Here is a 24825-nt window from a genome sequence, read left to right as displayed (position 1 = left end):
TCACGCCTCCCCGTCCTCGGCCGCCCGGAAGACGGGCAGCTCCCACTCCTCGTCGGCCCGCAGGAACTCCAGCCGCACCGGCAGCCCGATCCGCACCTTGTCGTAGGGCACCCCGATCACATTGCTGACGATGCGCACCCCTTCGGCGAGCTCGATCAGCCCCACCGCGTAGGGCGGGTCGAACGCCGGGAAGGGCGGGTGGTGCATGACGACGTAGGAGAAGACCGTGCCCTCGCCGCTCGCCTCGACCGTGTCCCACTCCTGGCCGCCGCACGCATTGCACCCCGGCAGCCACGGGAAGCGCAGCGTGGCGCAGCCCGTGCAGCGCTGGATCAGCAGCTTGTGCCGGGCGACGCCGTCCCAGAACCCGGCGTTGTCCCGGTTCACGACCGGCCGCGGCCGTGACTTCCTGCTCTGCGCCGCAGGGGAACTCCGCCGGGCGGGCGCGTACTTGAGGATCCTGAACCGGTGCGTCCCGGCCAGCTCGCCACCGGCCCGCACGTCCATCCGGGTCGTGACGAAGTGGCCCGTGCCGAGCTTCGTCGTCTTCAGCGGCGACACCGACTCGATCACCGAGTCGTAGGTGATCACGTCACCGGGGCGCAGCGGCCGCAGGTACTCCTGCTCGCAGTCGGTGGCGACGACCGAGGTGTACCCGGCGCCGTCGAGCAGGGCGAACAGCTCGTCGTGGGCGGGCGAGCGCCCCTCGTACCCGGACAGGCCGCCCATCGTCCAGGCCTGGAGCATCGTCGCCGGCGCGACCGCGTCCGGGCCCTCGTACGCCGGGTTGGTGTCGCCCATGGCCTCGCACCAGTGGCGGATCATCGGCACGTTCACCGGGTCCTTGCCCTCCAGGCCGCTCGCCGCGGTCCGCCCCTCGAACGTCAGCAGCTCCTCGTACACCCCGCCGTCCCGCACCCCGCCGTCCCGCTCCTCGGACATGCCCCTCACCGCCTCCCCCGCTTCATCCCGAGCCGCATCGTGGCCACGATCTCCCGCTGCACCTCGCTGACCCCGCCGCCGAACGTGTTGATCTGCGCCGCCCGGTTCATCCGCTCCAACTCCCCGTCCCCCAGGGCGGAATCACCGCCCGCCACCCCGAACACCCCCGGCGATCCGGACCTCACCCACCCGGCGTCGCCCGCGATCTGCTGACACAGGCGATACGTCTCGACCGCGGATTCCGTTCCCGCGAACTTCACCCCGCTGGCGTCCCCGGGGGCCAGCCGGTCCGCCCCGACGTCCCCCACCAAACGCCAGTTGAGCAGGCGCGTTGCCGCCAGCCGGGCATGCGCCTCGGCCAGCGCGGAACGGATCCAGGGCGAGTCAACCCGGCGTTCGCCCGTCACCGGATCGGGGGTACGGGCGGCGGCGAGGACATCGGCGTAGAAGTCCTCGGCCTGCATGCCGATCGCGGCGAGGGCCACCCGCTCGTGATTGAGCTGGTTGGTGATGAGGCCCCAGCCGCCGTTCACCTCCCCGACGACGTTCGTGCCGGGGACCCGGATCCCGTCGTAGTACGTGGCCGTCGTTCTCAGCCCGCCGACGGTGTCGATCGGGGTCCAGGAGAAGCCGGGGGCGTCCGTCGGCACGAGGATGATCGAGATGCCCTGGTGCTTGGGCGCCTCGGGGTCGGTGCGGCAGGCGAGCCAGATCCAGTCGGCGTTCTGCGCGTTCGACGTGAAGACCTTCTGGCCGTCGATCAGCCAGTCGCCGCTCGCCTCGTCCCGCACCGCGCGCGTGCGCAGCGCGGCGAGGTCGGTGCCCGCCGACGGCTCGCTGTAGCCGATCGCGAAGACGAGGTCGCCACTGAGGATGCGCGGCAGGAAGTAGGCCTTCTGCTCCGCGGTGCCGTACTTCATGAGGGTCGGTCCGACGGTGTTGAGCGTGACCATGGAGACCGGCGCGCCGGCCCGGTACGCCTCGTCGAAGAACACGAACTGCTCGTCGGGGCCGCGACCCTGGCCGCCGTACTCCTCGGGCCAGCCGAGGCCGAGCAACCCCTCGGCGCCGATCCGGCGCAGCACCCTGCGCTGCCCGGCCGGGTCGTCGGCGGCGGGCGGGCCGTCCGGCATCAACGTACGGAATCGTGCGCGCAGTTCACCGCGCAGCTCGCGCTGGCGGTCGGTGGGGGCGAGGTGCACGGCGGCGGCCCTCCCGGACCTAGGCAGAACCAAGGGTTTCTGACTGTCCGTCAGATACCGTGCACTGTCAAGAGATCCACCACCGGATCGGCCGCCCGCGCGTGCGGCCCCGCACACGCCTGCGCGGCGGTGCCGGAGCACCGCCGCGCGGACTGTCACACACCCCGTGCGACCCCTGACGGGCAGGGGCCGAAGGCTCACCAGAGCTCGGTGAAGTTCACCGCGATGTTGTGGTTGGACTGGTCGATCGCCGTCCAGGCCGAGCCGTTCACCTGAGCCGTGTTGCTCTGGTTCGAGGCACCGCTGCCGACTGCCTGCTGCTGCGTGGTGGACGAGTTGCCGTTGTTGTCGTGGCCGACACCACTGCCACTCACCGTCGCCACCCCCGCGTTCGATCCGTTGTCCGCGAACGAGCCGTTGTCGGCGATCGCCACCCCGGAGAACAGGGCCGCGGCGAGCGGCAGGGCGGCGACGGCGGCGATGGCACGGGCGGTACGGATGGAAGCCATGTCTTTCCTCCAGAACAGGGAGTACGCACCGGGGGCTCGGACGGGGGTCCGGCACCCGGGAAGTACGGGTTGCTCCAAGGCAGTTGGCCGACCGCCTTGGTGATGTTCACGACGTCGCGAGACCAGAGTTGCCCACCGAATCCCTGGCGAACCACCCCAGAAGCCTCTCTTCACACGCAAGCGTGAGGACATGTCGATAAACCCTCTTCACAACCACAAAACCCCAGCTCAGCCGCGAATGCGCTATCTCCGGACGATCACACCCCAGACCCCCCATACGGTGAAGCGTTTCAGCACATTTTTGGTCAATCGGCTCCCGGCCCCTCCCCCGAATGCCCCACCCCTCTTCCCTCTTTCGAACGCCTGTACGAAAATGAAGGCATGGCCGCCATCGATCCGCACCCCGCCCACCGCCCGCCCGCCGCACCCGGCTCGCCGAATGCGCCCCTCGCGACCCTCGCTCTCGCGCACGCCCTGTCCGCGGCCGAGCGCGGGTACGCCGTGATCCCGCTGTCGCGCACCAAGCTCCCCGCGCTGCCCTCCCCGCACCGCGACGACCCTCCGTCCGTGCCGCGCTGCCACGGCGAATGCGGGCTTCCGGGGCACGGGGTGTACGACGCGTCGACCGACCCGCGCCGCATCCGCGCGCTGTTCGCCGCCGCTCCCCGGGCGACCGGGTACGGCATCGCGTGCGGTCTGCCCCCGCACCACCTCATCGGCGTCGACCTGGACACCAAGGCCGGCACGAACTCCACGGCCTCACTGCGCGAGCTGGCTTTACGGCATCTCTTCACGATCCCGGACACGGTGGTCGTGAGCACGCCGAGCGGCGGCCGGCACCTGTGGCTCTCCGGGCCGCCGGACGTCGTGGTGCCCAACTCGGCGGGCCGGCTGGCCCCCGGCATCGACATCCGCGGCGCGGGCGGCTATCTGGTGGGCCCCGGCTCCCGCACCGAGCACGGCGTCTACAGCACGGTCCCCGGCACCGCCCGCCTCTCGCCGGCCCCCTGCCCGCCGGCCCTGCTGCGCCTGCTCACGCCCCCGCCGCGCCCGCACCACTCCGCGCCGGGCCCCGGCGGCCGGCACGGCACGGGCCTGGTCCAGTTCGTGCTGGGCGCCCACGAGGGCCAGCGCAACACCCGCCTCTTCTGGGCGGCGTGCCGCGCCTACGAGAACGGCATCGGCGACACCCTCGCCGACGCCCTCGTCACCGCCGCGGTCCAGACCGGCCTGACGGAACGGGAGGCCCGCTCGACGATCGCCTCGGCGGCCCGGCTCACGGCCGGTTCCTGAGGCTCGCGCGCCGCCACCGTCCGTCCTCCAGTACGGAGTCCGGACGGTGGCGGCGCGGGCAGGGCGGTGACGGACACGGAGTGTGGCTACCCGCGTGTCCTACGGGCTCCCGACGGCACTCGGCGCATCGGCCCAGGACAGCCGCTCCGGTCGCGCCCGACCGGGCGAGAGCGGTGATCGCCGGCCGGTGCGCACCCGGGCCAGTGCAGGATGACCACGGACAGCACGAGGGGCACCACGGTCAGAATCGTGAACGTCACCGGCACACCCCCTCGGTGGCGGTCCGGCCCACGCGGCGAGCGGCCTCCATGAGCCGTCGGACGGCGGGCGAGCAGGTGCCGATGTGGAGGGTCCGCCCGTGACGGCTCCAGCCGTCGATGACCCTGAGCAGGGCGGAATCGGCGAAGGTGACGCGCCGTACGTCGAGGCTGAGGTGCCGGTAGCCGCAGAGGGCCCCGACGGTCAGAACGGTTCGGAGCGGTCGCGCGCTGTGGTGGTCGATGTCGCCCTGGAGCTCGATCCGCAGAGCGGACCCGGCTGCCGCGCAGGAGCGGACGATTATGTCGCCGGGCGTACTGGTGCCCGCCTCCATCACGCTCTCGGCGTCGCAGCCGACGACGGGGGAGGCGGCCAGCGGAACGGACAGTATCGGGGAGGTGCTTTCGGAACTCACGCCGTGTTCAACCCACGCTCCCGGCCGCGGGATGCGAACGATCACCCTGGCGCGTGGACCGGACCCCTCCACGGAGGGAAAGCGTTCATTCCGGCGGGTGGAGTCCGGCCGACGACGCGTCACAACGGACGCCCCGGGAACACGAAGCGGCCGACGGTGCCCGTCATGAGACGTACCCCGCTCCGAGCAGGAGCTAGGCGGGCGCAACCGTCGGCCGGCCACCCGAACTTGCCAACGCCCGGGGCCTGCGCTCATCCAACTGCCCCCCGCCCACCGAGGTCAACGGGATTTCCCGGCGACCACGAGCGTTCTCCAAGGAGCACGCGGAAGGGGTGCTCCGGCTAGCGGAGCACCCCTTCTGACCTGCTGCGGTGGGTGTGGGATTTGAACCCACGGTGACTCTCGCCACGACGGTTTTCAAGACCGTTCCCTTAGGCCGCTCGGGCAACCCACCCCGCGCTCGTGAACGGCTCGGAGCCGTCGTGGCGCGGGGACCAGGGTAGCGGGTCCCCGCGGCGGGGCCGTCAGCTGCTGTCGCCCTTGCGTTCGCCGAGCGTCACGTCCACCGTGCGCTCCTTGCCGTCACGCGTGAACGTGAGCTTCACGGTGTCGCCGGGCTTGTGCGTCCAGATCTGGCCGATGAGGGTCGGGCCCGAGTCGACCACCGTGTCGTCCAGCTTGGTGATCGTGTCGCCGGACTTGAGGCCCGCCTTGGCCGCCGGGCCGTTCGGCGTGACGGCCGCGGAGCCGCCCGCGCCCTGCTCGGTGATGGTCGCCCCGCTGGTGTTGTCGTCCATGGAGACGGTGGCGCCGATGACGGGGTAGACCGGCTCGCCGGTCTTGATCAGCTGCTGGGCGACCATGTCGGCCTGGTTGATCGGGATGGCGAAGCCGAGGCCGATCGAACCGGACTGGCCCGAACCGCCGAGTCCGCCGCTGGAGGCGGACTGGATGGCGGAGTTGATGCCGATCACGTTCCCGCTGCCGTCCAGGAGCGGGCCGCCGGAGTTGCCCGGGTTGATCGACGCGTCGGTCTGCAGGGCGCTCATGTACGAGGCCTTGCTGCCGCTGGAACCGTCGCTGGAGGCCACCGGGCGGTCCTTGGCGGAGATGATGCCCGTCGTCACCGTGTTCGACAGGCCGAAGGGCGCGCCGATCGCGATGGTCGAGTCGCCGACCGCGACCTTGTCGGAGTTGCCCAGGTGGAGGGGCTGGAGGTTGCTCGGCGCGTTCTTGAGCTTGATGACCGCGACGTCGTAGCCCTGTGCGTGGCCGATCACCTCGGCGTCGTACTTCTTGCCGTTCGAGAACGTCGCCGAGAGCTTGCCGCCGTCCACGGCCTCCGCCACCACGTGGTTGTTGGTGAGGATGTGGCCTTCCTTGTCGTACACGAAGCCGGTGCCCGTGCCGCCCTCGCCGTTGTTGCCCTCGGCCTCGATGGTGACCGTACTGGGCAGCGCCTTGGCGGCGACGCCCGCGACGGTGCCCGGGTCGCGCTTGACGTCGGCGGGGCTGGAGGCGGAGACGGTCGTGGAACCGCTGCCGCCGTCGTCGTTGCGCTCCGCCGCCCAGTAGCCGACGCCGCCGCCGACGACGCCCGCGACCAGCGCGGCCGCGATGATCCCGGCGACGAGACCGCCGCGCTTGCCGCCCGGCTTGGGCTGCGGCTGCTGATAGGAGGCGCCCCACGCCGTCCCGTCGGCGCCACCCGCGCCACCGCCCGACGCGTAGGCCGGCACGGCCGGCGGCGGGGGCGGCCAGTCGCCCACCGGGGAGCCGCCCGCGGCAGGCGCACCCTGCTCGCCGTGCGCCCCGGGCGCGCTCTGTGCTTCGTGCTGCTCACCCGGCGCCCCGTGGCCGCCGTGCACCGCTCCCTGGCTCACCGTGTCGTACCCGGCCCCCTGAGGGGCCGACGGGGCGGACCCCGGCGCGGGCGGTGCGGGAGCAGCGGGAGCGTCCACCGGCACGGGAGGTGCGGACGGGGCAGGGGGAACCGAAGTGCCCTCGTTCTCGGTGCTCACAGCTTTCTCTCCTCGATCCACGGCTGTCGTGTCGCCAGTCAGGTTGTGCGGGTACCCGATCTTCTCCGGGCTGAAGCGATCGAGTGCCATCACGATGCGATCGCTCTCGATTGTCACAGCCCGCTTCGATCCGGACAGCGGTCTCGGTGCGCCCGCCGTCACGCACCATGTCGGCATGGTCCTGTCACGGTCCAGTTGTGCTGTTGTACGCCGTCAGCCTTTCCCATGGGACGTCAGGGCACCATAAGGCGATCCTGTGCGCCCGATGACATCCTTTATGTCGGACGAAACGGGCGCATCCGCACGGCCGAACTTTCCCGTCGGCGCGCCGCGCGGTGGCACCATGACGCGGTGACCCACGCACCACAGCAACGCATCCAGGTCGTCGCCCACCGCGGAGCCTCGGAGGACGCCCCCGAGCACACCCTGGCCGCGTACAGAAGGGCGATCGAGGACGGTGCGGACGCCCTCGAATGCGATGTGCGGCTGACCGCGGACGGCCATCTCGTCTGCGTCCACGACCGTCGCGTCAACCGCACGTCGAACGGCCGCGGCGCCGTCTCCGCACTGGAACTCGCCGACCTCGCCACCCTCGACTTCGGCTCCTGGAAGGACCGCGAGGAGGGGCCCGACTGGGCGGGCAGCGCGGCCGACACCTCCGTACTGACCCTGGAACGGCTCCTGGAGCTGGTCGCCGACGCGGGCCGCCGGGTGGAACTGGCCATCGAGACCAAGCACCCCACCCGCTGGGCGGGCCAGGTCGAGGAGCGGCTGCTGCTCCTGCTCAAGCGGTTCGGCCTGGACGCGCCGCCGCCGGACGAGCCCTCCCCGGTGCGCGTGATGAGCTTCTCCTCGCGCTCCCTGCTGCGCGTCCAGGAGGCGTCGCCGACGCTGCCGACGGTCTACCTGATGCAGTTCGTCTCGCCGCGCCACCGCGAAGGACGCCTGCCCAAGGGCGTACGGATCGCCGGACCCGGCATCAGGATCCTGCGCAACCACCCCGGTTACGTGGAGAAGCTCGCGCGCGCGGGTCATCAGGTCCACGTCTGGACGGTGAACGAGCCCGAGGACATCGACCTCTGCGTCCGTCTCGGCGTCGACGCGATCATCACCAACCGCCCCGCGGCGGTGCTGCAACAGCTCGGCAGAAGCTGATTCCGGCCACCTTCACCCCGAACGTCACAGGGTGTGCCCCGGCGCGTTCGTTCCGTATTCGATCGTTACGAGTGCGTCACCGCACAGGGATTGGCCGGTTTCCGGTCCAGTCCATTGGGGCATCCACACCGTGGCGTGGGGCAAAGGAGGTCTCGGGGGTGGCGTTGGTGGTGGCACAGGAGGTGCCCGCTTCGTCGAGCATGGCCGTACCCCATGGCCCTGCGGGCGTGGGCGAGGCACGACACCGGATGCGTGATCAGCTCCGTATCAGCGGTGTGCCGGAATCGGTCGTCGACGATGCAGTTCTGATCCTTTCCGAACTGCTCAGCAATGCCTGCCGGCACGGCAGGCCACTGGGCGACGAGCTGGCCGGGGACGGCGACGTACGGGCCGCGTGGCAGGTGGACGGCCGCGGCTGCCTGACGGTCGAGGTGACGGACGGCGGCGGCCCGACCCGCCCGGTGCCGGCCACCCCGTCGGTCACGGCGCGCGGCGGCCGCGGGCTCAACATCATCACGGCGCTCGCCGACGACTGGGGCGTACGGGACGACCGGCGGGGCGAGGTCACCGTCTGGGTGGTCGTACACAAAGACGTGCACGCCCGGGCCTCGGCGCACCGCCGTGACGACTTCGCCACGCGCATCGCCTCGCCGCCCGTCACGGACCTGGCGGGTCTGGACTTCGCGGACGCCTTCGACGATCTGGGCTGATCGCGGTTCGGCGGTGACCGGTGGGCGGGCGGAGTCCCACCGGTGTCGGTACGAGGGGCTAGGCTCGCGCCCGTACGCAAGCGAGCCGTATCCGGGAGACACCCAAGATGGCCAAGAAGCGCCCCCAGACCAAGGGCAAGCCGCACGTCACCGACGGGACGATCCCGGTCGTCGGCGCCCGCGAACCCTGCCCCTGCGGCAGCGGCCGCCGCTACAAGGCCTGTCACGGCCGGGCCGCCGCGCACGCGGTGACCGAGCTGGTGCAGCGCCCCTTCGAGGACCTCGCGGGCGAGGGCGACTGGGTGGCCCTGCGCGAGCTGGTGCCCGCGGCGACCGTGGAGCTGACGCTGAAGGACAGCCTGCCCGACGGCGTGCCCTCGGTCGCCCTCGCGACCGTGCTGCCCATGGCGTGGCCCGCGCTGCGCCGCGACGACGGCTCGGTCCTGCTGGGCCTGCAGAACGACACGTCGTCCGGCGACCTCAGCCGCGACCTCGCCGACACCCTGCTGCGCGCCCTGGAGGCCGAGCCGGGCAACCCGGTGCAGGCCCGGCGCGCGCCGGCGGACGGACCGCGTCTTCAGGACGTCCTCGACCCCGAGGGCGCTTTCGAGCCGGTGGTGCACACGGGCTTCGAATTCTGGGTCCCGGACTCGGAGAACGCGTCGGGCGAGGTGGCGGCCTCCCTGGAGCGGGCCAACGCCGCGGCCATCCCGACCGTGAAGCTGGCCGGTGTGGACAGCGCCTACTGGTGCGAGACGCCGGAGAAGAACCACCTGCGGTGGGTCATGCCGCACCCCGAGGAGAAGCTCCTCGACGCGCTCGCGCGGCTGCACGCGGCCGGCACGTCCTCGCTCGGCGAGGGCACCCGGCTGGTCGGCTCCTTCCGGGCGCACGGTCTGACGGTGCCGGTGTGGGACCTGCCGAGTTCGGTCAAGGCGGACGACATCGAGAAGCCCGCCGCCGAGTTCGCCGAGCGGCTCGCCGCCGCGCTCGCCACGGACGCACCGCTGACCGCGGACGAACGTCGCGCGCGCGGGGGACTCACCAACCGCCAGGTGACCCTCAGCTGATCCACAGCCTCCGTGGGGACCGGGCCGGGCTGACCGACCGGTCAGCAGCCCGGAGCCCCCGAACACGCTGTTCGGGCTGGGTGACTCCTGTCACAACTCCCAGTAGTTGCAGGTAAATCCATGTCCGAATAGAAGAGATCGAATTTGCTAACTGCCGATCTCTTGTTACCGTTCAAGTAGCCCGGTTGCTGGTGCATCCCCCGTCGCCAGCAACCGGGCGCTTTCATGCCCGCTCGCCGACGGGACGGCTCAACGCCCCCGTGCGGGCGCCGAATTGCTGCCCGAGCGCAGCAGCAGCGGCCCGTCGCCCGTCGCCGCGTACTCCGCCACCGCCGCGTACTCCGCGGCCTGTCCGCGGGTCGGCTCCCGGGGCGTCTCGCACAGCCCGGGCTCGTCCTCCGCACCCACCGCGCAGTGGATCTGCACCGTGCGTCCGCCGGGCGCCATCAGGGTCAGGACCGCGCCGAGTTCCGCGCCGGTCGCGTTGCGGTAGTAGGTCCGCCCCCAGGTGTCCCGGCCCTGGGTGAGGACACACGTCTGCGCCTCGACGCCGTCCGGGGAGGCGAGTTGCGGGCCGCAGTGGGTGGCCGTGGCGAGGCCCAGGCCGAGGCTCTTGAGGAGCGGGGCGCCCTGGGGCGGCCGCGCCGCGTCCGGGTGTGCGCCGGCGCCGTCCGGGGCGTGGGCGTCCCGGGCGGGGGAGTCGTCGACCTTGTCCGCCGTGCCCGACCGGGGCGATCCGGCCTGCTCCGCGACCGGCCGCGCGGGCCCGTCGTCCACCGGCCCCGCGGTCGCTCCCGCGAGCGGCAGCGCGGCGGTGAGCACCACCACGGCGAGCAAACCGAAAAGCCGCAGACGCGCGTGGGGACGCTCGTGCGCGGGCCGGTTCGGAACGTCGGGCCGGTTCGGAGCGTCGGGGTGGGGTGGCGCGGCGGGCATGCGCCGAAGATATCGGCGCACACCCCGCACGACGGCTCGCCGCGCGCCCGATCCCGCTACATCTCGGGCGCGCTCACACCCGTACGAGTGAGGGCGTCCACGACCGCGTCGACCACGGCCTCCACATCGGGCACCCAGGGCGCCGCCGAACCCGGCAGCGGCGCGCGCTCCCAGCGGACCTGTCCGGCGCCCGTACAGGACGGCGGCAGGGCCACGTAGCCGCCCTCGCCGTGGAAGCGCAGGGAGCCGGGGACGAAGTCCTGCGCGTACAGCAGCTCGCCGAGCTGCTCCATGGAGTACGGCGCCACGAGGACGAACAGCCGCTCCGGGGTCGCGATCACCGGGCCGAGCCGGATCTCCTTGCGGTCGAGCGCGGCGAGCGCGCGGGCGCCCGCGACGGCCGGCAGGCTCACGGCGCAGGGCGCGCGCCCCTCCGCTCCGCCCGATGCGCCCGTCGCGAGCACGATCGGCGCCTTGGGGCGGTTGGTCCACCACCAGCGGACCATGCGCTCATCGGTCGTCGCGGCGAGCAACCCCGGGTCGAAGGGGTGCGCGCCGGGCACCGTGCACTCCGGGTCCGGGCACGCGCAGCGGACGCCGTCACGACGTCCCGCCGCCTCGAGCCCGATGCCGGGCAGAACCGGCCACCGCCACGCTGTCGCGAACGTGAGGGCCGCGCTGATCAGGTCAGACTTCCCGCTGTCACGCCTGGACAGGAGCCTGCGTCGCCTTCCGAGGATCTCGCGCATGAGCGCTCGTTCCTTTCCGTAGCCGAAGAGAACGCTATGGGCCACATCACACCATGTGTCGATCAGTCACTGCGCGTACGTGCTGGAGCGCCCGACCCCAGCCGGAACCGTCGGCCTGAGGCAGGGGTAACCCCTATAGTCCGAGCGCCTGCTGTGTCCTTTAAAAGCCTGGCGTGGGGTGGCGACGCCTGGCGTTTGCCGTCCCGCGTATTTCTCGCCGTCTCCCCCACGGGAGGATGGGGCACGGCCGTCGATGGTTATGACGCCCGGGTCCGCCACCAGGTTCCGGGTGGATCGTGCTGGATCCCAACTGCCCCTGGTCTTCTCCGATTACGTACCCACCGCGGCCGCTATGACGCTCTGGTGACCACAGCTGAACAATGCCAGTCGACCGCAATACACCGATCGATGAGTCGTTTTTTGGCCAAGTTAGAACGATCTGGATCGGTGCGAGATCGCGAGTTGATCTACGAGGGGGACAAGATCTCTTTACCTCAGAAGTCACTTCCGCACCATGGACACCGGGAAACCCGGCAGGACAATGCTGGACATCCCCTCTCCAGTGCGTGTAGATGTGGAGACATTGCTAGCGGCGCAGAGCTAATAAGGCTGACATGGGGGTTTGCGATGCTATCCAGCAATATGCACCGGTCGGAAAGCCGGAAGTCATGACGGCCCCCCGTCTGCCGAAAGTGGCCGGAATCGATTCCCCTCCTGGACAGGTTCCCTCTCCCGCACACACGGTCCCGTCCGCACCGGCCGTGTCCCCGGTGACCCCGGTGACCTCGGTCCCGCCCGCCCCCGGCGCCGTCATCCAGGACCGTCTCGCCGGCTGGGTGTCGGATCTGACGACCCTGCACGAACTCACGGAACGGCTGGCCCGCACCGCGGCACTGGAGGAGGCGCTGCACGAGCTGCTGCGCGCCGGAGCCGCCCTCGTGGGGGCCCGGCGCGGACTCGTCGTCCTGGAGCCGAGCGACGGACGCGGCCCCGACACCACCGTCGGCCTCGGCCTCTCCCGGCCCGATCTCGGCCACATCGAGACGGTGCCGCGCGGCGCCACCTCGTACGGGCGGATTCTGGACGGACTCACCACCGACCCGGAGGCGCGCGCCGATCTGCTCGCCGAGGACGGACTCGACCCGCGCCACCGCGAGGTCGCCGCCCGCCTCGGCTACGCGGCGAGCTACGCCCTCCCGCTCGCCACCGACGCGGCAGGACGGCTGGGCGCCGCGGTCTGGCTCTACGACGAGCCGGCCGAGCCCGGTGAGCGTGCGCGCCACCTCATCGGCCTGTACGCCGCGTACGCCACCGAGCACCTGGCCCGCCTGCTCGAACGGGAGCGCACGCGCGCGTGGTCGGACACGATCGCCGAGGAGCTGCTGCCCGCGCGGCTGCCCCGGGTCCCCGGCGTGCAGCTCGCCGTGCGCCACCGCACCGGGCCGCGCGGCGGCGGCGACTGGTACGACGCGCTGCCGCTGCCCGAGGGCGCGCTCGGCCTCGCCGTCGGGTCGGTCACCGGCTCGGGCGCGAGCGCGGTCGCCGCGATGGGCCGCCTGCGTGCGTCCTTGCGCGCGTACGCCGTCATGGAGGGCGAGGACCCGGTCGCGGTCCTGTCCGACCTGGAGCTGCTGATGCGGCTGACCGAGCCCGCGCGCAGCGCCACCGCCCTGTTCGCGTACTGCGAGCCGGCCCAGCGCAAGATCGTCCTCGCGGGCGCCGGGCACACCCCGCCCCTGGTGATCGGCGAGCGGCGCACGGAGTTCACCGAGACGACGGTGTCCGCGCCGCTCGGGATGCTCGCCTGCTGGGAGGCGCCGAGCGCGGAGATCACACCGGAGCCGGGCGAGACGGTGCTGCTGTACACGGACGGCCTGCTGCGCCGCACCGGCGACGCCATGGACCGCGCCTTCACCCGGCTGCACGCGGCCGCGTCGAGCGTCCCCCGGGCGGTCCGCGAGGACCCCGACGCCCTCGTCGACCACATCCTGCGCACGATGCTCCCCGACGGCCTGGACTCGGCCGACAGCGCCGAGGACGTCGTACTGCTCGCGGCGCGCTTCGAGTAGGCGCCCGCGCACTGCCTGTGAGCGGCCTCGGTAAGAGGTCCTCCGGCCCTGGACCCCCTTCCGTACGCTCGTACGATGGAGGGGGTCCATTGCCGTAACCAGGCCATTCCAGCGGACCCGCGTCGAGGAGGAACCGTGTCGGAGGAGCTCACCACCCCGGAGAACCCGGAAGAAGAGCCCATCAAGCAGCGCAAGAACGGCCTCTACCCGGGCGTCTCGGACGAGCTCGCCGAGAACATGAAGTCCGGCTGGGCCGACACCGAGCTGCACGACCTGCAGCCGATCGCGCAGGCCGCCGAGACCGCCGCCCGCCGTGCCGCCCTGTCCGCCCGGTTCCCGGGCGAGCGCGTGGTCGTGCCCGCGGGCAACCTGAAGACCCGGTCGAACGACACGGAGTACGCCTTCCGCGCCTCCGTCGAGTACGCGTACCTCACGGGCAACCAGACGGAGGACGGCGTCCTCGTCCTGGAGCCCACGGCGGACGGCCACCGGTCGACGATCTACCTCCTGCCGCGCTCGGACCGTGAGAACGGCGAGTTCTGGCTCGACGGCCAGGGCGAGCTGTGGGTCGGCCGCCGCCACTCGCTGACCGAGGCCGCGACGCTCTACGGCATCCCCGCCTCCGACGTGCGCGAGCTGCCGGACGCGCTGCGCGAGGCCACCGGTCCGGTGCGCGTCGTGCGCGGCTACGACGCCGGCATCGAGGCCGCCCTGACCGACAAGGTCACCGCGGAGCGCGACGAGGAACTGCGCGTCTTCCTCTCCGAGGCCCGCGTCGTGAAGGACTCCTTCGAGATCGGCGAGCTGCAGAAGGCCGTCGACTCGACCGTGCGCGGCTTCGAGGACGTCGTGAAGGTCCTCGACAAGGCCGAGGCGACGAGCGAGCGCTACATCGAGGGCACGTTCTTCCTCCGCGCGCGCGTGGAGGGCAACGACATCGGCTACGGCTCCATCTGCGCCGCCGGCCCGCACGCCTGCACCCTGCACTGGGTGCGCAACGACGGCCCGGTCCGCTCCGGCGACCTGCTGCTGCTCGACGCGGGCGTCGAGACGCACACGTACTACACCGCCGACGTCACCCGCACGCTACCCATCAACGGCACGTACAGCGACATCCAGCGGAAGATCTACGACGCGGTGTACGAGGCCCAGGAGGCCGGTATCGCGGCCGTCAAGCCGGGCGCCAAGTACCGCGACTTCCACGACGCCTCGCAGCGCGTGCTCGCCGAGAAGCTCGTCGAGTGGGGCCTGGTCGAGGGGCCGGTCGAGCGCGTCCTGGAGCTGGGGCTGCAGCGCCGCTGGACCCTGCACGGCACCGGCCACATGCTCGGCATGGACGTCCACGACTGCGCGGCCGCGCGCACCGAGGCGTACGTGGACGGCACGCTGGAGCCCGGCGTGTGCCTGACCGTCGAGCCCGGTCTGTACTTCCAGGCCGACGACCTGACGGTCCCGGCGGAGTACCGCGGCATCGGCGTCCGCATCGAGGACGACATCCTCGTCACCGAGGACGGCAACAAGAACCTGTCGGACGGGCTGCCGCGCCGCTCCGACGAGGTCGAGGCGTGGATGGCCGGCCTGAAGGGCTGAGCCGCCGGCACCCCGTACCCGAGGGCCGTGACCTGCTGGTCACGGCCCTCGGGCGCGTCCGGACGTCGGGCGGCGTGCTCAGACCGCCGCCATCAGCGGCGCGTCCTTCCGCCACTTGAGGATCTTGTCGAAGCTGACCACGGCGCCGCCCCGCCCCGGCTTGTTCACGAAGTGCGCGTGGTCGGCCAGTTCCCGGATGAGACACAGACCGCGCCCGTTCTCCGCCTGCACGGACACCGGACGGCTGAGCGTCCGGGTCTTCGTCGGCGGGAACCCCGGGCCCGAGTCGGCCACCTCGATGCGGCAGGTCTCACCGTCCAGGTAGGCGGTCACGCGGTACGCGCCCGCGGTGCCGCCGATGGCCGTGGATCCCCCGTGCTCGACGGCGTTCGCGCATGCCTCGCTGAGCGCGACCGACAGGTCGTACGAGATGTCGGGGTCGACACCCGCGGTCTCCATGGTGCCCATGAACAGGCGCCTGGCCAGCGGCACGCTCGCAGCATCGCGTCGCAGATGGAGGGACCACCAGATGCTCATGCTGCAGCCTCCAGGTCACGGCTCGACATACCGATACGTATTGCCTCCACCGGCCTTGCGCAATCACGGAGTTGACGTGATTGCGCCCATATAGCCGACGCGCGGACCCGTGTGGACGGTATACGGACGGCACAGGGGAAGATTCCGGACCTTGCGGACCTGCCGTATGGCGGGGGTGGGCCCAGTGCGATGATGAGCCCGCCATGACTGCCCCCCACCGGCGCCGCACGTACGGCGCGGCCGACCTCCGGCTGCTGAGGGCCGCGGTGTTCGCCGCGGTCTGCGTCGTGCTGTCCGCGGCGGGGCACGTCCTCGGGTCGACCGCCACCGTGCCGCTGTGGACGCTGGGGCTCGGCTCCCTCCTCGTCTTCTGCGCGGCGCTGCCGATGGCCGGGCGCGAGCGCTCGCTGCCCGGCATCGCCGCCACCCTGGGAGTCGGGCAGATCGCCCTGCACAGCCTCTTCGGTCTGGGCCAGAGCCACGGCTCCATGGTCATGGGCGCCGACCGGACCTCCGTCGTGGAGCGCGCCGCGCGGCTCATGTGCGGGGCGGGCGCCTCGGCGCTCAGCCCGGCACAGGCCCGGCGGATCCTCGACGACGCGGGGGTGCCGGCCGGCGGCGGGCACCAGGACATGGTGATGGGCGGCGGCTCCACGATGGCGCTGCTGCCGTCGCTGCCGATGGTCGTCGGCCACCTGCTGGCCGCGGCCGGCGCCGGCTGGCTGCTGCGCCACGGCGATCGCGCCCTGGGCCGCATCGTGGCGCTCTCGCGGCATTCGGCGCAGGGGGTCGTGGAGGCAGCGCGCGCCCGTGCCCTGCGCGGGGCGCTCGCGCTCGTCCGCGCCCTGCGGGCCGGGCTCCCCGGAGCGCCCGAGGCGCTTCCGCGGGCCGCGCGGCCCGGGTTCGTCGCACCGCCCGCCCCACGGGCCGCGGCGCTCGCGCACTCGGTGATCCGGCGCGGGCCGCCCGCCGCCGACGCGATCCTTCTCGCCGCCTGACACGGCCTCCGACACCTTCCGCGCAGAGCGTGGGGTGAGGTGTGCCGTGCGGCACGCGCGCGTACCCGCTTTTTTGTCGCCTTGATGCGGCCTGTCCGCCTGATGCGGGCTGCCCACTCGAGGCGGGCTGTTCCGGTGCGCGCCCCTCACCTTTCGCCGGATCCCACTGAACGTGGAGTTCTCTCTGTCATGAAGAAGATGTCCCGCGCCGCTCTCGTCGGTGCCGCCGCCGTCTCCTCCGTCGTCCTCGTCTCCGCCCCCGCCTTCGCGCACGTGAGCGTGCAGCCGGAGGGGGCCGCCGCCAAGGGCGGCTACGCCGTGATCGACTTCAAGGTCCCCAACGAGCGCGACGACGCCGCCACCACCAAGCTCGAGGTCAACTTCCCGACCGACCACCCGCTCGCCTCCGTGATGCCGGAGCCGGTGCCGGGCTGGAAGGCGGAGGTCACCAAGTCCAAGCTGGACAAGCCGCTGGAGATGCACGGCGAGAAGCTCACCGAGGCCGTCTCCAAGGTCACCTGGACCGCGACCGGCTCCGGCGCCGACAAGGGCGTGCAGCCCGGCTACTTCCAGAAGTTCCCGGTGTCCGTCGGGCAGCTGCCGACCGACGCCGACCAGCTCGTGTTCAAGGCGATCCAGACGTACGACAACAAGGAGGTCGTGCGCTGGATCGAGCCGCAGCAGAAGGGCCAGGAGGAGCCGGAGAACCCGGCGCCCACCCTGACGCTGTCGGCCGCGGCCGACGACGAGCACGGCGCGTCCGGCGCCTCGGCGTCCGACGACCACAAGGAGGCGGCGGCGGCCTCCTCCGACACGTCCTCCGACAGCGACACCACCGCCCGCGTCCTCGGCATCGTCGGCATCCTCGTCGGCGCCGCCGGTGTGGCGTTCGGCGTGCTGGCGGGCCGTCGGCGTACCAACGGCTGAGCCACCCAGGGCGGGTGCCGGGGTCGCGGTGGGCGACCCCGGCATCCGCCGGCCCCCTCACAACCGGGAAACACTTGTATGCGCACGACCATGAAGATGAGCAAGAAGACCCTGTTCGCCGTCGCCGGGCTCGTCTCGGCGGCCGCCCTCACGCTGACCGCCTGCGGCAGCGGCGACGGCGGCGACAAGCCGGTGACCGAGGTGTCCACGGAGGCCGGTGCGGACAAGGCCGCGACCGTCCTCGACAAGCCCTTCGAGAAGCCGGACCTCGTCCTCACCGACACCCACGGCAAGAAGTTCGACCTGCGGGAGCGGACCAAGGGCAAGCCGACGCTGATCTACTTCGGCTACACGCACTGCCCCGACGTCTGCCCGCTGACGATGAGCAACCTCGCCGTCGCCAAGAAGTCCCTGTCGGCCGCCGAGCAGAAGAAGCTCCAGGTCGTCTTCGTCACGACCGACCCGGACCGGGACACCCCGGCCGTCCTCGGCAAGTGGCTGAAGGCGCAGGACTCCGACTTCATCGGCCTGACCGGCGACTTCGCCACCATCCAGGGCGGCGCCCGCACGCTCGGCATCTCCATCGAGCCGACGCAGAAGGACAAGAACGGCAAGCTGGTGTCGATGCACGGCACCCAGGTCATCGCGTTCTCGCCGAAGACCGACGCCGGATACGTCCTGTACGGCGAGGACGCCACGGTCGACGACTACACCAAGGATCTGCCCAAGCTGGTCCAGGGGGCGAAGCCGTGAGGCGCGCCCCGCTGGCCCTCGGCGCCGTGGTGCTGGCGTCCGGACTCGCGCTCGCCGGGTGCGGCAGCTCGTCCTCCGGGACGCCGGACGTGAAGGTCGCGGACGCGTTCATCCCCGAGCCCGCGTCCGGCGACATGGCGGCCGGGTTCTTCGTCGTCCACAACAGCGGCGCCGCCGACACCCTCACCTCGGTGAGCAGCAGCGTCGCCGGCGACGTGACCATGCACAGCACCGAGGACGGTGTCATGCGCGAGCAGAAGTCCTTCGCCGTGCCCGCCGACGGCGAGCTGGACTTCGAACGGGGTGGCAACCACCTCATGTTCGAGAACCTCAAGCGAAAGCCGAAGGAAGGCGACAAGGTGACGGTGAAGCTCCACTTCGCCGAGTCCGGGACCGTCGAGGTCGCGTTCCCGGTGAAGGCCGCCACCTACAACCCGACCGCCGGTTCGTCCACCTCGTCGTCGCACGCGTCTCATTCGTCTCAGTGAGGGGCTGACCCGTACGTGAAGACCATCGCTCCCCGCTTCCGGCACCTGGTACTGCTGTTCCTCGCCGTCACCGGCGCGCTCCTGGCCGGTGCCGCTCCCGCGTCCGCGCACGCCGCGCTGACCGGGAGCGACCCCGGGCAGGGAGCGGTGGTCCAGCAGGCGCCGAAGCAGGTCTCTCTGACCTTCTCCGAAGAAGTCGCCATGTCGAGCGGCGCGGTGCGCGTCCTCGACCCGTCGGGCAAGCGCGTCGACAACGGCAAGGTCGGCCGCCTGAAGGGCACCACCTACACGGTGGGGCTGCACGCGGGCCTGCCCGACGGCACGTTCACCGTCGCCTACCAGGTCGTCTCGGCGGACAGCCATCCCGTCTCCGGCGCCTATACGTTCTCCATCGGCGCCCCCTCCAAGACCTCCGCCGTGATCGCCGACCAGAACGCGGGCGGGGGCGTCGTCGGCACGCTCTACGGCGCCGGGCGCTACGTCTCGTACGCGGGCTTCGTGCTGCTCGTCGGCGGCGCCGCCTTCCTGCTGGCCTGCTGGCCGCGCGGTGCCGGGATCAAGCCGGTGCAGCGGGTCGTGGTCGGCGGCTGGACCGCGCTCACCGCGGCCACCCTCGCGCTGCTCCTGATGCGCGGCTCCTACACCGGCTCGGGCAAGGTCGCCGACATCTTCGACATGGCGCTGCTCGGCCAGGTCCTGCAGACCAAGACGGGCGCCGCGCTCACCTCCCGGCTGCTGCTGCTCGCTGCGGCCGCGCTCTTCATCGCCGTGCTGTTCGGCGCCTATCTGAAGCGGGCCGAGGACGGCGACGAGAAGGAGCTCAAGGACCTCACCTTCGGGCTGGCGGTCGGCGGCACGGTCGTCGCCGCCGGACTCGGCGCCACCTGGGCGATGGCGGAGCACGCCTCCACCGGTATCCAGGCGGGGCTCGCGATGCCCGTCGACGTGGCTCATCTGCTGGCCGTGGCCGCCTGGCTGGGCGGTCTGACGACCCTGCTCGTCGCGCTCTACCGGGCGCCCTCCATCGAGGCGTCGGCGGTGCGCCGGTTCTCGCGCGTGGCCTTCTGCAGCGTCGTCGTGCTCGCCGCCACCGGCCTGTATCAGTCGTGGCGGCAGGTCGGCTCGTGGTCGGCACTGACCGGGACCACGTACGGACAGCTGCTCCTGGTCAAGGTCGGGCTCGTGGCCGTGCTCGTCGGCATAGCCGGGATCTCCCGGCGGTGGACGGGCCGGATCACCGCCTCGGCGGCCGCGCCGGAGACCGTGGTCGAGCAGCGCACGGCCTCCTCGGACACGGTCTCCTCCGAGGTGTCCGAGGGCTCCGAAGTATCCGAGGGCTCCGAGGAGAAGGAGCCGGTCGCCGTCGCCGCGGGGGGCAAGAACGACGACCCCCGACGGGCCGCCCAGCTCGCCCGGCAGCGCGCCGCGATGACCACCGCCCGCGAGAAGCGGGCCCGCGACGCCGACCCGCACCGCTTCGGACTGCGCCGCTCGGTGCTCGCCGAGGCGGGCGTCGCGGTCGTGCTGCTCGCCGTCACCACGGTGCTCACCTCCACCGAGCCGGGCCGCACCGAGGAGGAGGCCACGTCCGCCACCTCGGCCGCGCAGACCCAGGCCGGGCCGCTCTCTCTGAAGGTGCCGTTCGACACGGGTGGCCAGGACGGCAAGGGCACGGTGCTGCTGGACATCGACCCGGCCCGCACCGGCGACAACACCATGCACCTCTACGTGCAGCGGCCGAACGGCAAGGGCTTCGACGTCCCCGAGGTCAAGGTCGCCCTCACCCTGAAGGCGAAGAACATCGGGCCGCTCGCGGTCACGCCCGACCACATCGCCACCGGACACTGGAGCGCGAGCGGCGTGCAGATCCCGGTGGCCGGCGACTGGAAGATCGAGGTGACCGTGCGCACCTCGGACATCGATCAGATCACTGTCTCCAAGAACGCGAAGATCGGCTGAACCACCATGGCTGACACCCAGGCTGACTCTGAAAGCCGCGCCGGAACCGCCGCTGCGGCCCCCGGCATCACCCGACGCCGGCTGATCGGCACGGCGGGCGCGACCGGCGTCGCCCTGGGCGCCGTCGGTGCGGGCGCGGGATACGCGGTGGCGTCCGCGAACTCCCCCGAACAGCCGCAGGCGTTGACGACGCTCGGCACCGACGCGGTGATGTTTCACGGGAAACATCAGCCCGGCATCACCACGCCGATGCAGGCCCGCGGCCATCTCGTCGCCTTCGACCTGGCGGCGGGCGCGGGCCGCAAAGAGGCCGCCGCGCTGCTGCGCCGCTGGTCGGCGACGGCCGAGCGGCTGATGGCGGGCGAGCCGATGACGTCCGGGGACACCGATGTCGCCCGCGACGCGGGTCCGTCGTCCCTCAGTGTCACCTTCGGTTTCGGCCACAGCTTCTTCTCCCGTACGGGGCTGGAGAAGCAGCGCCCGGGCGCCCTGGACCCGCTGCCCGACTTCTTCTCCGACCACCTCGACAAGGCGCGCAGCAACGGCGATCTGTGGGTGCAGATCGGCGCCGACGACGGGCTCGTCGCCTTCCACGCCCTGCGCGCGATCCAGAAGGACGCGGGCGGCGCGGCCAAGGTCCGCTGGCAGATGAACGGCTTCAACCGCTCGCCCGGCGCCACCGCCCGGCCCATGACGACCCGCAACTTGATGGGCCAGATCGACGGCACCGACAACCCGAAGACGTCCGACGCCGACTTCGACCGGCGGATCTTCGTCCCGGCGTCGGGCTCGGCGCAGTCACCCGCGTGGATGGCGAACGGTTCGTACGCGGTCGTCCGCCGGATCCGGATGCTGCTCGACGACTGGGAGAAGCTGTCGGTCCCGGCGCAGGAGTCGGTCATCGGGCGCAAGAAGTCGACAGGCGCGCCGCTGACCGGCGGTACCGAGAGCACGGAGATGAAGCTCGACAAGACGGACGGCAACGGCGATCTGGTCGTCCCGCTCAACGCCCATGCCCGCATCAGCCGCCCGGACCAGAACGGCGGGGCGGCGATGCTGCGCCGCCCGTTCTCCTTCCACGACGGCATCGGCACGGACGGCGCCCCCGACGCGGGCCTGCTCTTCGTCTGCTGGCAGGCGGATCCGCTGCGCGGCTTCGTCCCCGTGCAGCGCAAGCTGGACCGCGGCGACGCGCTGTCGCGGTTCATCCGGCACGAGGCGAGCGGGCTGTTCGCGGTGCCGGGCGGCGCGGACAAGGGCGGGTACGTGGGACAGGCCCTGCTGGAAGGCTGACGCGCTGCGTGGCGGCGCTGGGCCGGGTGGCCGGTGGCGCTGGGCCGGGTGACCGGTGACGCGTGCGGGAGCCGTGCGCTGCCAGGCCCATTAGGGTGACTGCATGCCAGCCAGCTATGCGTACCTCGGTCCCGAAGGCACCTTCACCGAAGTCGCCCTGCGCACACTTCCGGAGGCGGCCACCCGGGAGCTGCTGCCCGTGGTGTCGGTCCCGGCCGCGCTGGACGCGGTGCGCAGCGGCGAGGCCGAGGCCGCGTTCGTGCCGATCGAGAACTCGGTCGAGGGCGGCATCACCACCACCCTCGACGAGCTGGTCGCGGGCGCGCCCCTGATGATCTACCGCGAGGTGCTGCTCGACATCACCTTCGCGCTGCTGGTGCGGCCCGGCACCAAGCTCGGCGACATCAAGACGGTCACCGCACATCCGGCCGCGCAGCCGCAGGTCCGCAACTGGATGCAGGCCCACCTGCCGGACGTGACCTGGGAGTCCTCGGCGTCGAACGCGGACGGGGCGCGGCTCGTGCAGGAGGGCCGGTTCGACGCCGCGTTCGCCGGTGCCTTCGCGGCGTCCACGTACGGGCTCGAACCGCTGGTCACCGAGATCCACGACGCGGAGAACGCGCAGACCCGGTTCGTGCTGGTGGGCCGGCCGGCCCGGCCCGCGGCGCCGACCGGCGCGGACAAGACCTCGGTCGTCATCTGGCAGCGCGAGGACCATCCCGGTGCACTGATGGAACTGCTCCAGGAGTTCGCCATCCGCGGGGTCAACCTGATGCTGCTGCAGTCCCGGCCGACGGGGAAGGGCATCGGCGACTACTGCTTCGCGATCGACGCCGAGGGGCACATCTCCGACCGCAGGGTCGCCGAGGCACTGATGGGACTGAAGCGGGCGTGCCCGCAGGTCCGTTTCCTCGGCTCGTACCCGCGGGCGGGCGTCGCCGTCGCCGATGTGCGGGAGCCGCGGACCGGGACGTCGGACGGCGAGTTCGTGGCGGCGTCGGACTGGCTGGCGCGCTGCCAGGACGGACGGTTCTGACCGGCTGATCCGGCTGATATGGCTGGTCGGCTGACCGGCCGGCTGGCGAGTCTCAGGCCGGGTTCTCCACCGTCGTACGGGGCTCTCCGCCGCCTCTGCACCCGGTCCTACCAGCGGATTTTCTTCGTCCACAAGAGTTATCCACAGGTCAGCATCTCGACCTGGGGACAAGTCGACAGCAAGGCATGACATGGTCGACAAATCGCCCTACAGGCCACAAGTGCATCCACAGGCACGCACGTCACCCCTCGTCCACCCTTTTCCCTTGATCAACTCTTTGGAGTGAAGCATTTCCACCCGAAAGTGAGCATGAAGAGGGTTTGGAACGGGAATCCTTCGCGATACATGTGGCTTTCGGAATGATCTCTTCCGGCATCCACAGCCCTTTCTCACAGCCTGTGGATAACCCGCTGAATCCATGCGCTCCTGTGGACAACAGAGCCCAAGTGCCCGTCCGCGCAAGGGAGTCGGGTCAAGGCGGCGCGTCCGATCTGCCTCTTTCCAGGGAAAGGGTGCGTTTCCCTTGACCCGGCCTTCACTCCGGCCTTCCCTGCGCAATTCACATTCCGGCAAATAGGGCATAAAGCAGCGCACCGGATATCGGGTCGTGGGCCGGATCCGCGCACCGGTAGCCTGGAGGGGTGATTGACCTTCGCCTGCTCCGTGAGGACCCCGACCGTGTTCGCGCCTCCCAGCGCGCCCGTGGAGAGGACGTCGCGCTCGTCGACTCCGTCCTGTCCGCCGACGAGCGGCGCAGGTCGTCCGGGCTCCGCTTCGACGAACTGCGCAACGAGCAGAAGACGCTCGGCAAGCTGATCCCCAAGGCCTCCCCCGAGGAGCGCCAGGAGCTGCTGAAGAAGACGGGCGAGCTCTCCGCCGCCGTGAAGGCCGCCGAGGCCGAGCAGCGCGAAGCGGAGGAGGAGTCGCAGCGCCTCGCCCTCCAGCTGGGCAACATCGTGCACCCCGACGTCCCGCGCGGCGGCGAGGAGGACTTCGTCGTCCTGGAGACGCACGGCACGATCCGCGACTTCGGCGCCGAGGGCTTCGAGCCCAAGGACCACCTGGAGCTCGGCGAGGCGCTCGGCGCCATCGACGTCGAGCGCGGCGCGAAGGTCTCCGGCTCGCGCTTCTACTACCTCACCGGTGTCGGCGCCCTGCTGGAGCTGGCCCTGGTCAACGCGGCGATCGCCCAGGCCACCGAGGCCGGCTTCACGCCGATGCTGACCCCCGCTCTGGTGCGCCCGCGCGCCATGGAGGGCACCGGCTTCCTCGGCCAGGCCGCGGAGAACGTGTACCACCTGGAGAAGGACGACTACTACCTGGTCGGCACCTCCGAGGTCCCGCTCGCCGCGTACCACATGGACGAGATCGTCGAGGCCAGCCAGCTGCCGCTGCGCTACGCCGGCTTCTCGCCCTGCTTCCGCCGCGAGGCGGGCACGTACGGCAAGGACACCCGCGGCATCTTCCGCGTGCACCAGTTCGACAAGGTCGAGATGTTCTCGTACGTCCACCCGGACGACGCGCAGAACGAGCACCAGCGGCTCCTGGAGTGGGAGAAGCAGTGGCTGACCGCTCTGGAGCTGCCGTTCCAGGTGATCGACGTCGCCACCGGTGACCTCGGCTCCTCCGCCTCGCGCAAGTTCGACTGCGAGGCGTGGATCCCGACCCAGGGCAAGTACCGCGAGCTGACCTCGGCCTCGAACTGCGACGGCTTCCAGGCGCGCCGCCTGTCCATCCGGATGCGCGACGGCAAGAAGACGCAGCCGCTGTCGACGCTGAACGGCACGCTGTGCGCCGTGCCGCGCACCATCGTGGCGATCCTCGAGAACCACCAGCAGGCGGACGGCTCGGTGCACGTCCCGGAGATGCTCCGGCCGTACCTTGGGGGACGTACCACCCTGGACCCCAAGTAAGC

The 24825-nt window shown here is 71.5% G+C and carries 22 protein-coding genes and 1 tRNA gene; 14 read left to right on the top strand and 9 right to left on the bottom strand.

Features of this window, described 5'->3' with window-relative positions; all coding sequences use genetic code 11:
* The 3 genes from ABT127_RS15935 to ABT127_RS15925 all read right to left on the bottom strand — a co-directional run bounded on the left by ABT127_RS15935 (position 1) and on the right by ABT127_RS15925 (position 2653).
* On the bottom strand, positions 1 to 942 hold the full coding sequence (locus tag ABT127_RS15935) for a bifunctional MaoC family dehydratase N-terminal/OB-fold nucleic acid binding domain-containing protein (protein WP_351449544.1): 942 nt from the start codon (positions 940 to 942) through the stop codon (positions 1 to 3).
* A gap of 5 nt (positions 943 to 947) precedes the next feature.
* A complete protein-coding gene (locus ABT127_RS15930) occupies positions 948 to 2144 on the bottom strand; it encodes an acyl-CoA dehydrogenase family protein (protein WP_351449541.1) in 1197 nt (398 codons plus the stop codon).
* A 197-nt stretch (positions 2145 to 2341) separates the two neighbouring features.
* Entirely contained in the window at positions 2342 to 2653 is a 312-nt protein-coding gene (locus ABT127_RS15925; protein WP_111663148.1) for a hypothetical protein, read from the bottom strand.
* A gap of 381 nt (positions 2654 to 3034) precedes the next feature.
* On the opposite strand from ABT127_RS15925, the gene ABT127_RS15920 reads away from it, so the two are divergent.
* Positions 3035 to 3946: a bifunctional DNA primase/polymerase gene (locus ABT127_RS15920; RefSeq protein ID WP_351449537.1), complete on the top strand. Its 912-nt coding sequence runs from the start codon at positions 3035 to 3037 to the stop codon at positions 3944 to 3946.
* 256 nt (positions 3947 to 4202) lie between these two features.
* Here the strand turns inward: ABT127_RS15920 and ABT127_RS15915 are convergent, their stop codons facing one another.
* From ABT127_RS15915 to ABT127_RS15905, 3 genes are all read right to left on the bottom strand, one after another.
* A complete protein-coding gene (locus tag ABT127_RS15915) occupies positions 4203 to 4619 on the bottom strand; it encodes an STAS domain-containing protein (protein ID WP_351449535.1) in 417 nt (138 codons plus the stop codon).
* A gap of 369 nt (positions 4620 to 4988) precedes the next feature.
* Positions 4989 to 5073, bottom strand: a tRNA-Ser gene (locus ABT127_RS15910).
* A gap of 70 nt (positions 5074 to 5143) precedes the next feature.
* Positions 5144 to 6640 carry a S1C family serine protease gene (locus ABT127_RS15905; RefSeq protein WP_351449532.1) on the bottom strand — a complete coding sequence of 499 codons (1497 nt, stop codon included), beginning with the start codon at positions 6638 to 6640 and terminating at the stop codon, positions 5144 to 5146.
* A gap of 351 nt (positions 6641 to 6991) precedes the next feature.
* Here ABT127_RS15905 and ABT127_RS15900 point away from each other — a divergent pair, with 351 nt between their 5' ends.
* The 3 genes from ABT127_RS15900 (at position 6992) to ABT127_RS15890 (ending at position 9575) form a co-directional block, all read left to right on the top strand.
* Positions 6992 to 7795, top strand: a complete 804-nt coding sequence (locus tag ABT127_RS15900; RefSeq protein WP_351449529.1) for a glycerophosphodiester phosphodiesterase — start codon at positions 6992 to 6994, stop codon at positions 7793 to 7795.
* Positions 7796 to 7866: 71 nt separating this feature from the next.
* Positions 7867 to 8505 (top strand): ATP-binding protein, encoded by a 639-nt coding sequence (locus tag ABT127_RS15895; RefSeq protein ID WP_351449527.1) that lies wholly within the window; start codon positions 7867 to 7869, stop codon positions 8503 to 8505.
* Positions 8506 to 8612: 107 nt separating this feature from the next.
* The gene (locus tag ABT127_RS15890; protein WP_351449524.1) at positions 8613 to 9575 is read left to right on the top strand and encodes a DUF5926 family protein; all 963 of its coding nucleotides are present in this window, start codon (positions 8613 to 8615) and stop codon (positions 9573 to 9575) included.
* 249 nt (positions 9576 to 9824) lie between these two features.
* On the opposite strand, the gene ABT127_RS15885 is transcribed toward ABT127_RS15890, so the two are convergent.
* Both ABT127_RS15885 and ABT127_RS15880 read right to left on the bottom strand, forming a co-directional pair.
* Entirely contained in the window at positions 9825 to 10511 is a 687-nt protein-coding gene (locus tag ABT127_RS15885; RefSeq protein WP_351449521.1) for a hypothetical protein, read from the bottom strand.
* A 56-nt stretch (positions 10512 to 10567) separates the two neighbouring features.
* On the bottom strand, positions 10568 to 11260 hold the full coding sequence (locus tag ABT127_RS15880; RefSeq protein WP_351449518.1) for a bifunctional DNA primase/polymerase: 693 nt from the start codon (positions 11258 to 11260) through the stop codon (positions 10568 to 10570).
* A 668-nt stretch (positions 11261 to 11928) separates the two neighbouring features.
* Here ABT127_RS15880 and ABT127_RS15875 point away from each other — a divergent pair.
* Together ABT127_RS15875 and ABT127_RS15870 are read left to right on the top strand one after the other, a co-directional pair.
* Positions 11929 to 13329 carry a PP2C family protein-serine/threonine phosphatase gene (locus tag ABT127_RS15875; RefSeq protein WP_351449515.1) on the top strand — a complete coding sequence of 467 codons (1401 nt, stop codon included), beginning with the start codon at positions 11929 to 11931 and terminating at the stop codon, positions 13327 to 13329.
* A gap of 135 nt (positions 13330 to 13464) precedes the next feature.
* Positions 13465 to 14919: an aminopeptidase P family protein gene (locus ABT127_RS15870; RefSeq protein ID WP_351449513.1), complete on the top strand. Its 1455-nt coding sequence runs from the start codon at positions 13465 to 13467 to the stop codon at positions 14917 to 14919.
* A 78-nt stretch (positions 14920 to 14997) separates the two neighbouring features.
* Here ABT127_RS15870 and ABT127_RS15865 read toward each other — a convergent pair whose 3' ends face one another.
* Positions 14998 to 15456, bottom strand: a complete 459-nt coding sequence (locus ABT127_RS15865) for an ATP-binding protein (protein ID WP_351449510.1) — start codon at positions 15454 to 15456, stop codon at positions 14998 to 15000.
* 203 nt (positions 15457 to 15659) lie between these two features.
* Between ABT127_RS15865 and ABT127_RS15860 the strand changes: the two genes are divergently transcribed.
* The 8 genes from ABT127_RS15860 to serS all read left to right on the top strand — a co-directional run bounded on the left by ABT127_RS15860 (position 15660) and on the right by serS (position 24823).
* Entirely contained in the window at positions 15660 to 16454 is a 795-nt protein-coding gene (locus tag ABT127_RS15860) for a hypothetical protein (RefSeq protein ID WP_351449508.1), read from the top strand.
* 189 nt (positions 16455 to 16643) lie between these two features.
* On the top strand, positions 16644 to 17381 hold the full coding sequence (locus tag ABT127_RS15855) for a YcnI family copper-binding membrane protein (protein WP_351449505.1): 738 nt from the start codon (positions 16644 to 16646) through the stop codon (positions 17379 to 17381).
* A 96-nt stretch (positions 17382 to 17477) separates the two neighbouring features.
* The gene (locus ABT127_RS15850; RefSeq protein ID WP_351449884.1) at positions 17478 to 18134 is read left to right on the top strand and encodes an SCO family protein; all 657 of its coding nucleotides are present in this window, start codon (positions 17478 to 17480) and stop codon (positions 18132 to 18134) included.
* A complete protein-coding gene (locus ABT127_RS15845) occupies positions 18131 to 18622 on the top strand; it encodes a copper chaperone PCu(A)C (RefSeq protein ID WP_351449503.1) in 492 nt (163 codons plus the stop codon). The genes ABT127_RS15850 and ABT127_RS15845 overlap by 4 nt, the downstream gene beginning before the upstream one ends.
* 15 nt (positions 18623 to 18637) lie before the next feature.
* Positions 18638 to 20581, top strand: coding sequence for a copper resistance protein CopC (locus tag ABT127_RS15840; protein ID WP_351449500.1), 1944 nt, complete (start codon positions 18638 to 18640; stop codon positions 20579 to 20581).
* A 6-nt stretch (positions 20582 to 20587) separates the two neighbouring features.
* On the top strand, positions 20588 to 21874 hold the full coding sequence (gene efeB, locus ABT127_RS15835) for an iron uptake transporter deferrochelatase/peroxidase subunit (RefSeq protein WP_351449498.1): 1287 nt from the start codon (positions 20588 to 20590) through the stop codon (positions 21872 to 21874).
* A 103-nt stretch (positions 21875 to 21977) separates the two neighbouring features.
* Positions 21978 to 22910 (top strand): prephenate dehydratase, encoded by a 933-nt coding sequence (gene pheA, locus ABT127_RS15830; protein WP_351449495.1) that lies wholly within the window; start codon positions 21978 to 21980, stop codon positions 22908 to 22910.
* 641 nt (positions 22911 to 23551) lie between these two features.
* Positions 23552 to 24823, top strand: coding sequence for a serine--tRNA ligase (gene serS, locus ABT127_RS15825; RefSeq protein ID WP_351449492.1), 1272 nt, complete (start codon positions 23552 to 23554; stop codon positions 24821 to 24823).
* Positions 24824 to 24825 lie beyond the last annotated feature (2 nt).

It is taken from the genome of Streptomyces sp. NPDC001904 (genome assembly GCF_040297005.1).
Lineage (GTDB): Bacteria > Actinomycetota > Actinomycetes > Streptomycetales > Streptomycetaceae > Streptomyces.
Note: the sequence above shows the minus strand (reverse complement) of the source record. Positions and strands in the feature narration are given on the sequence as shown.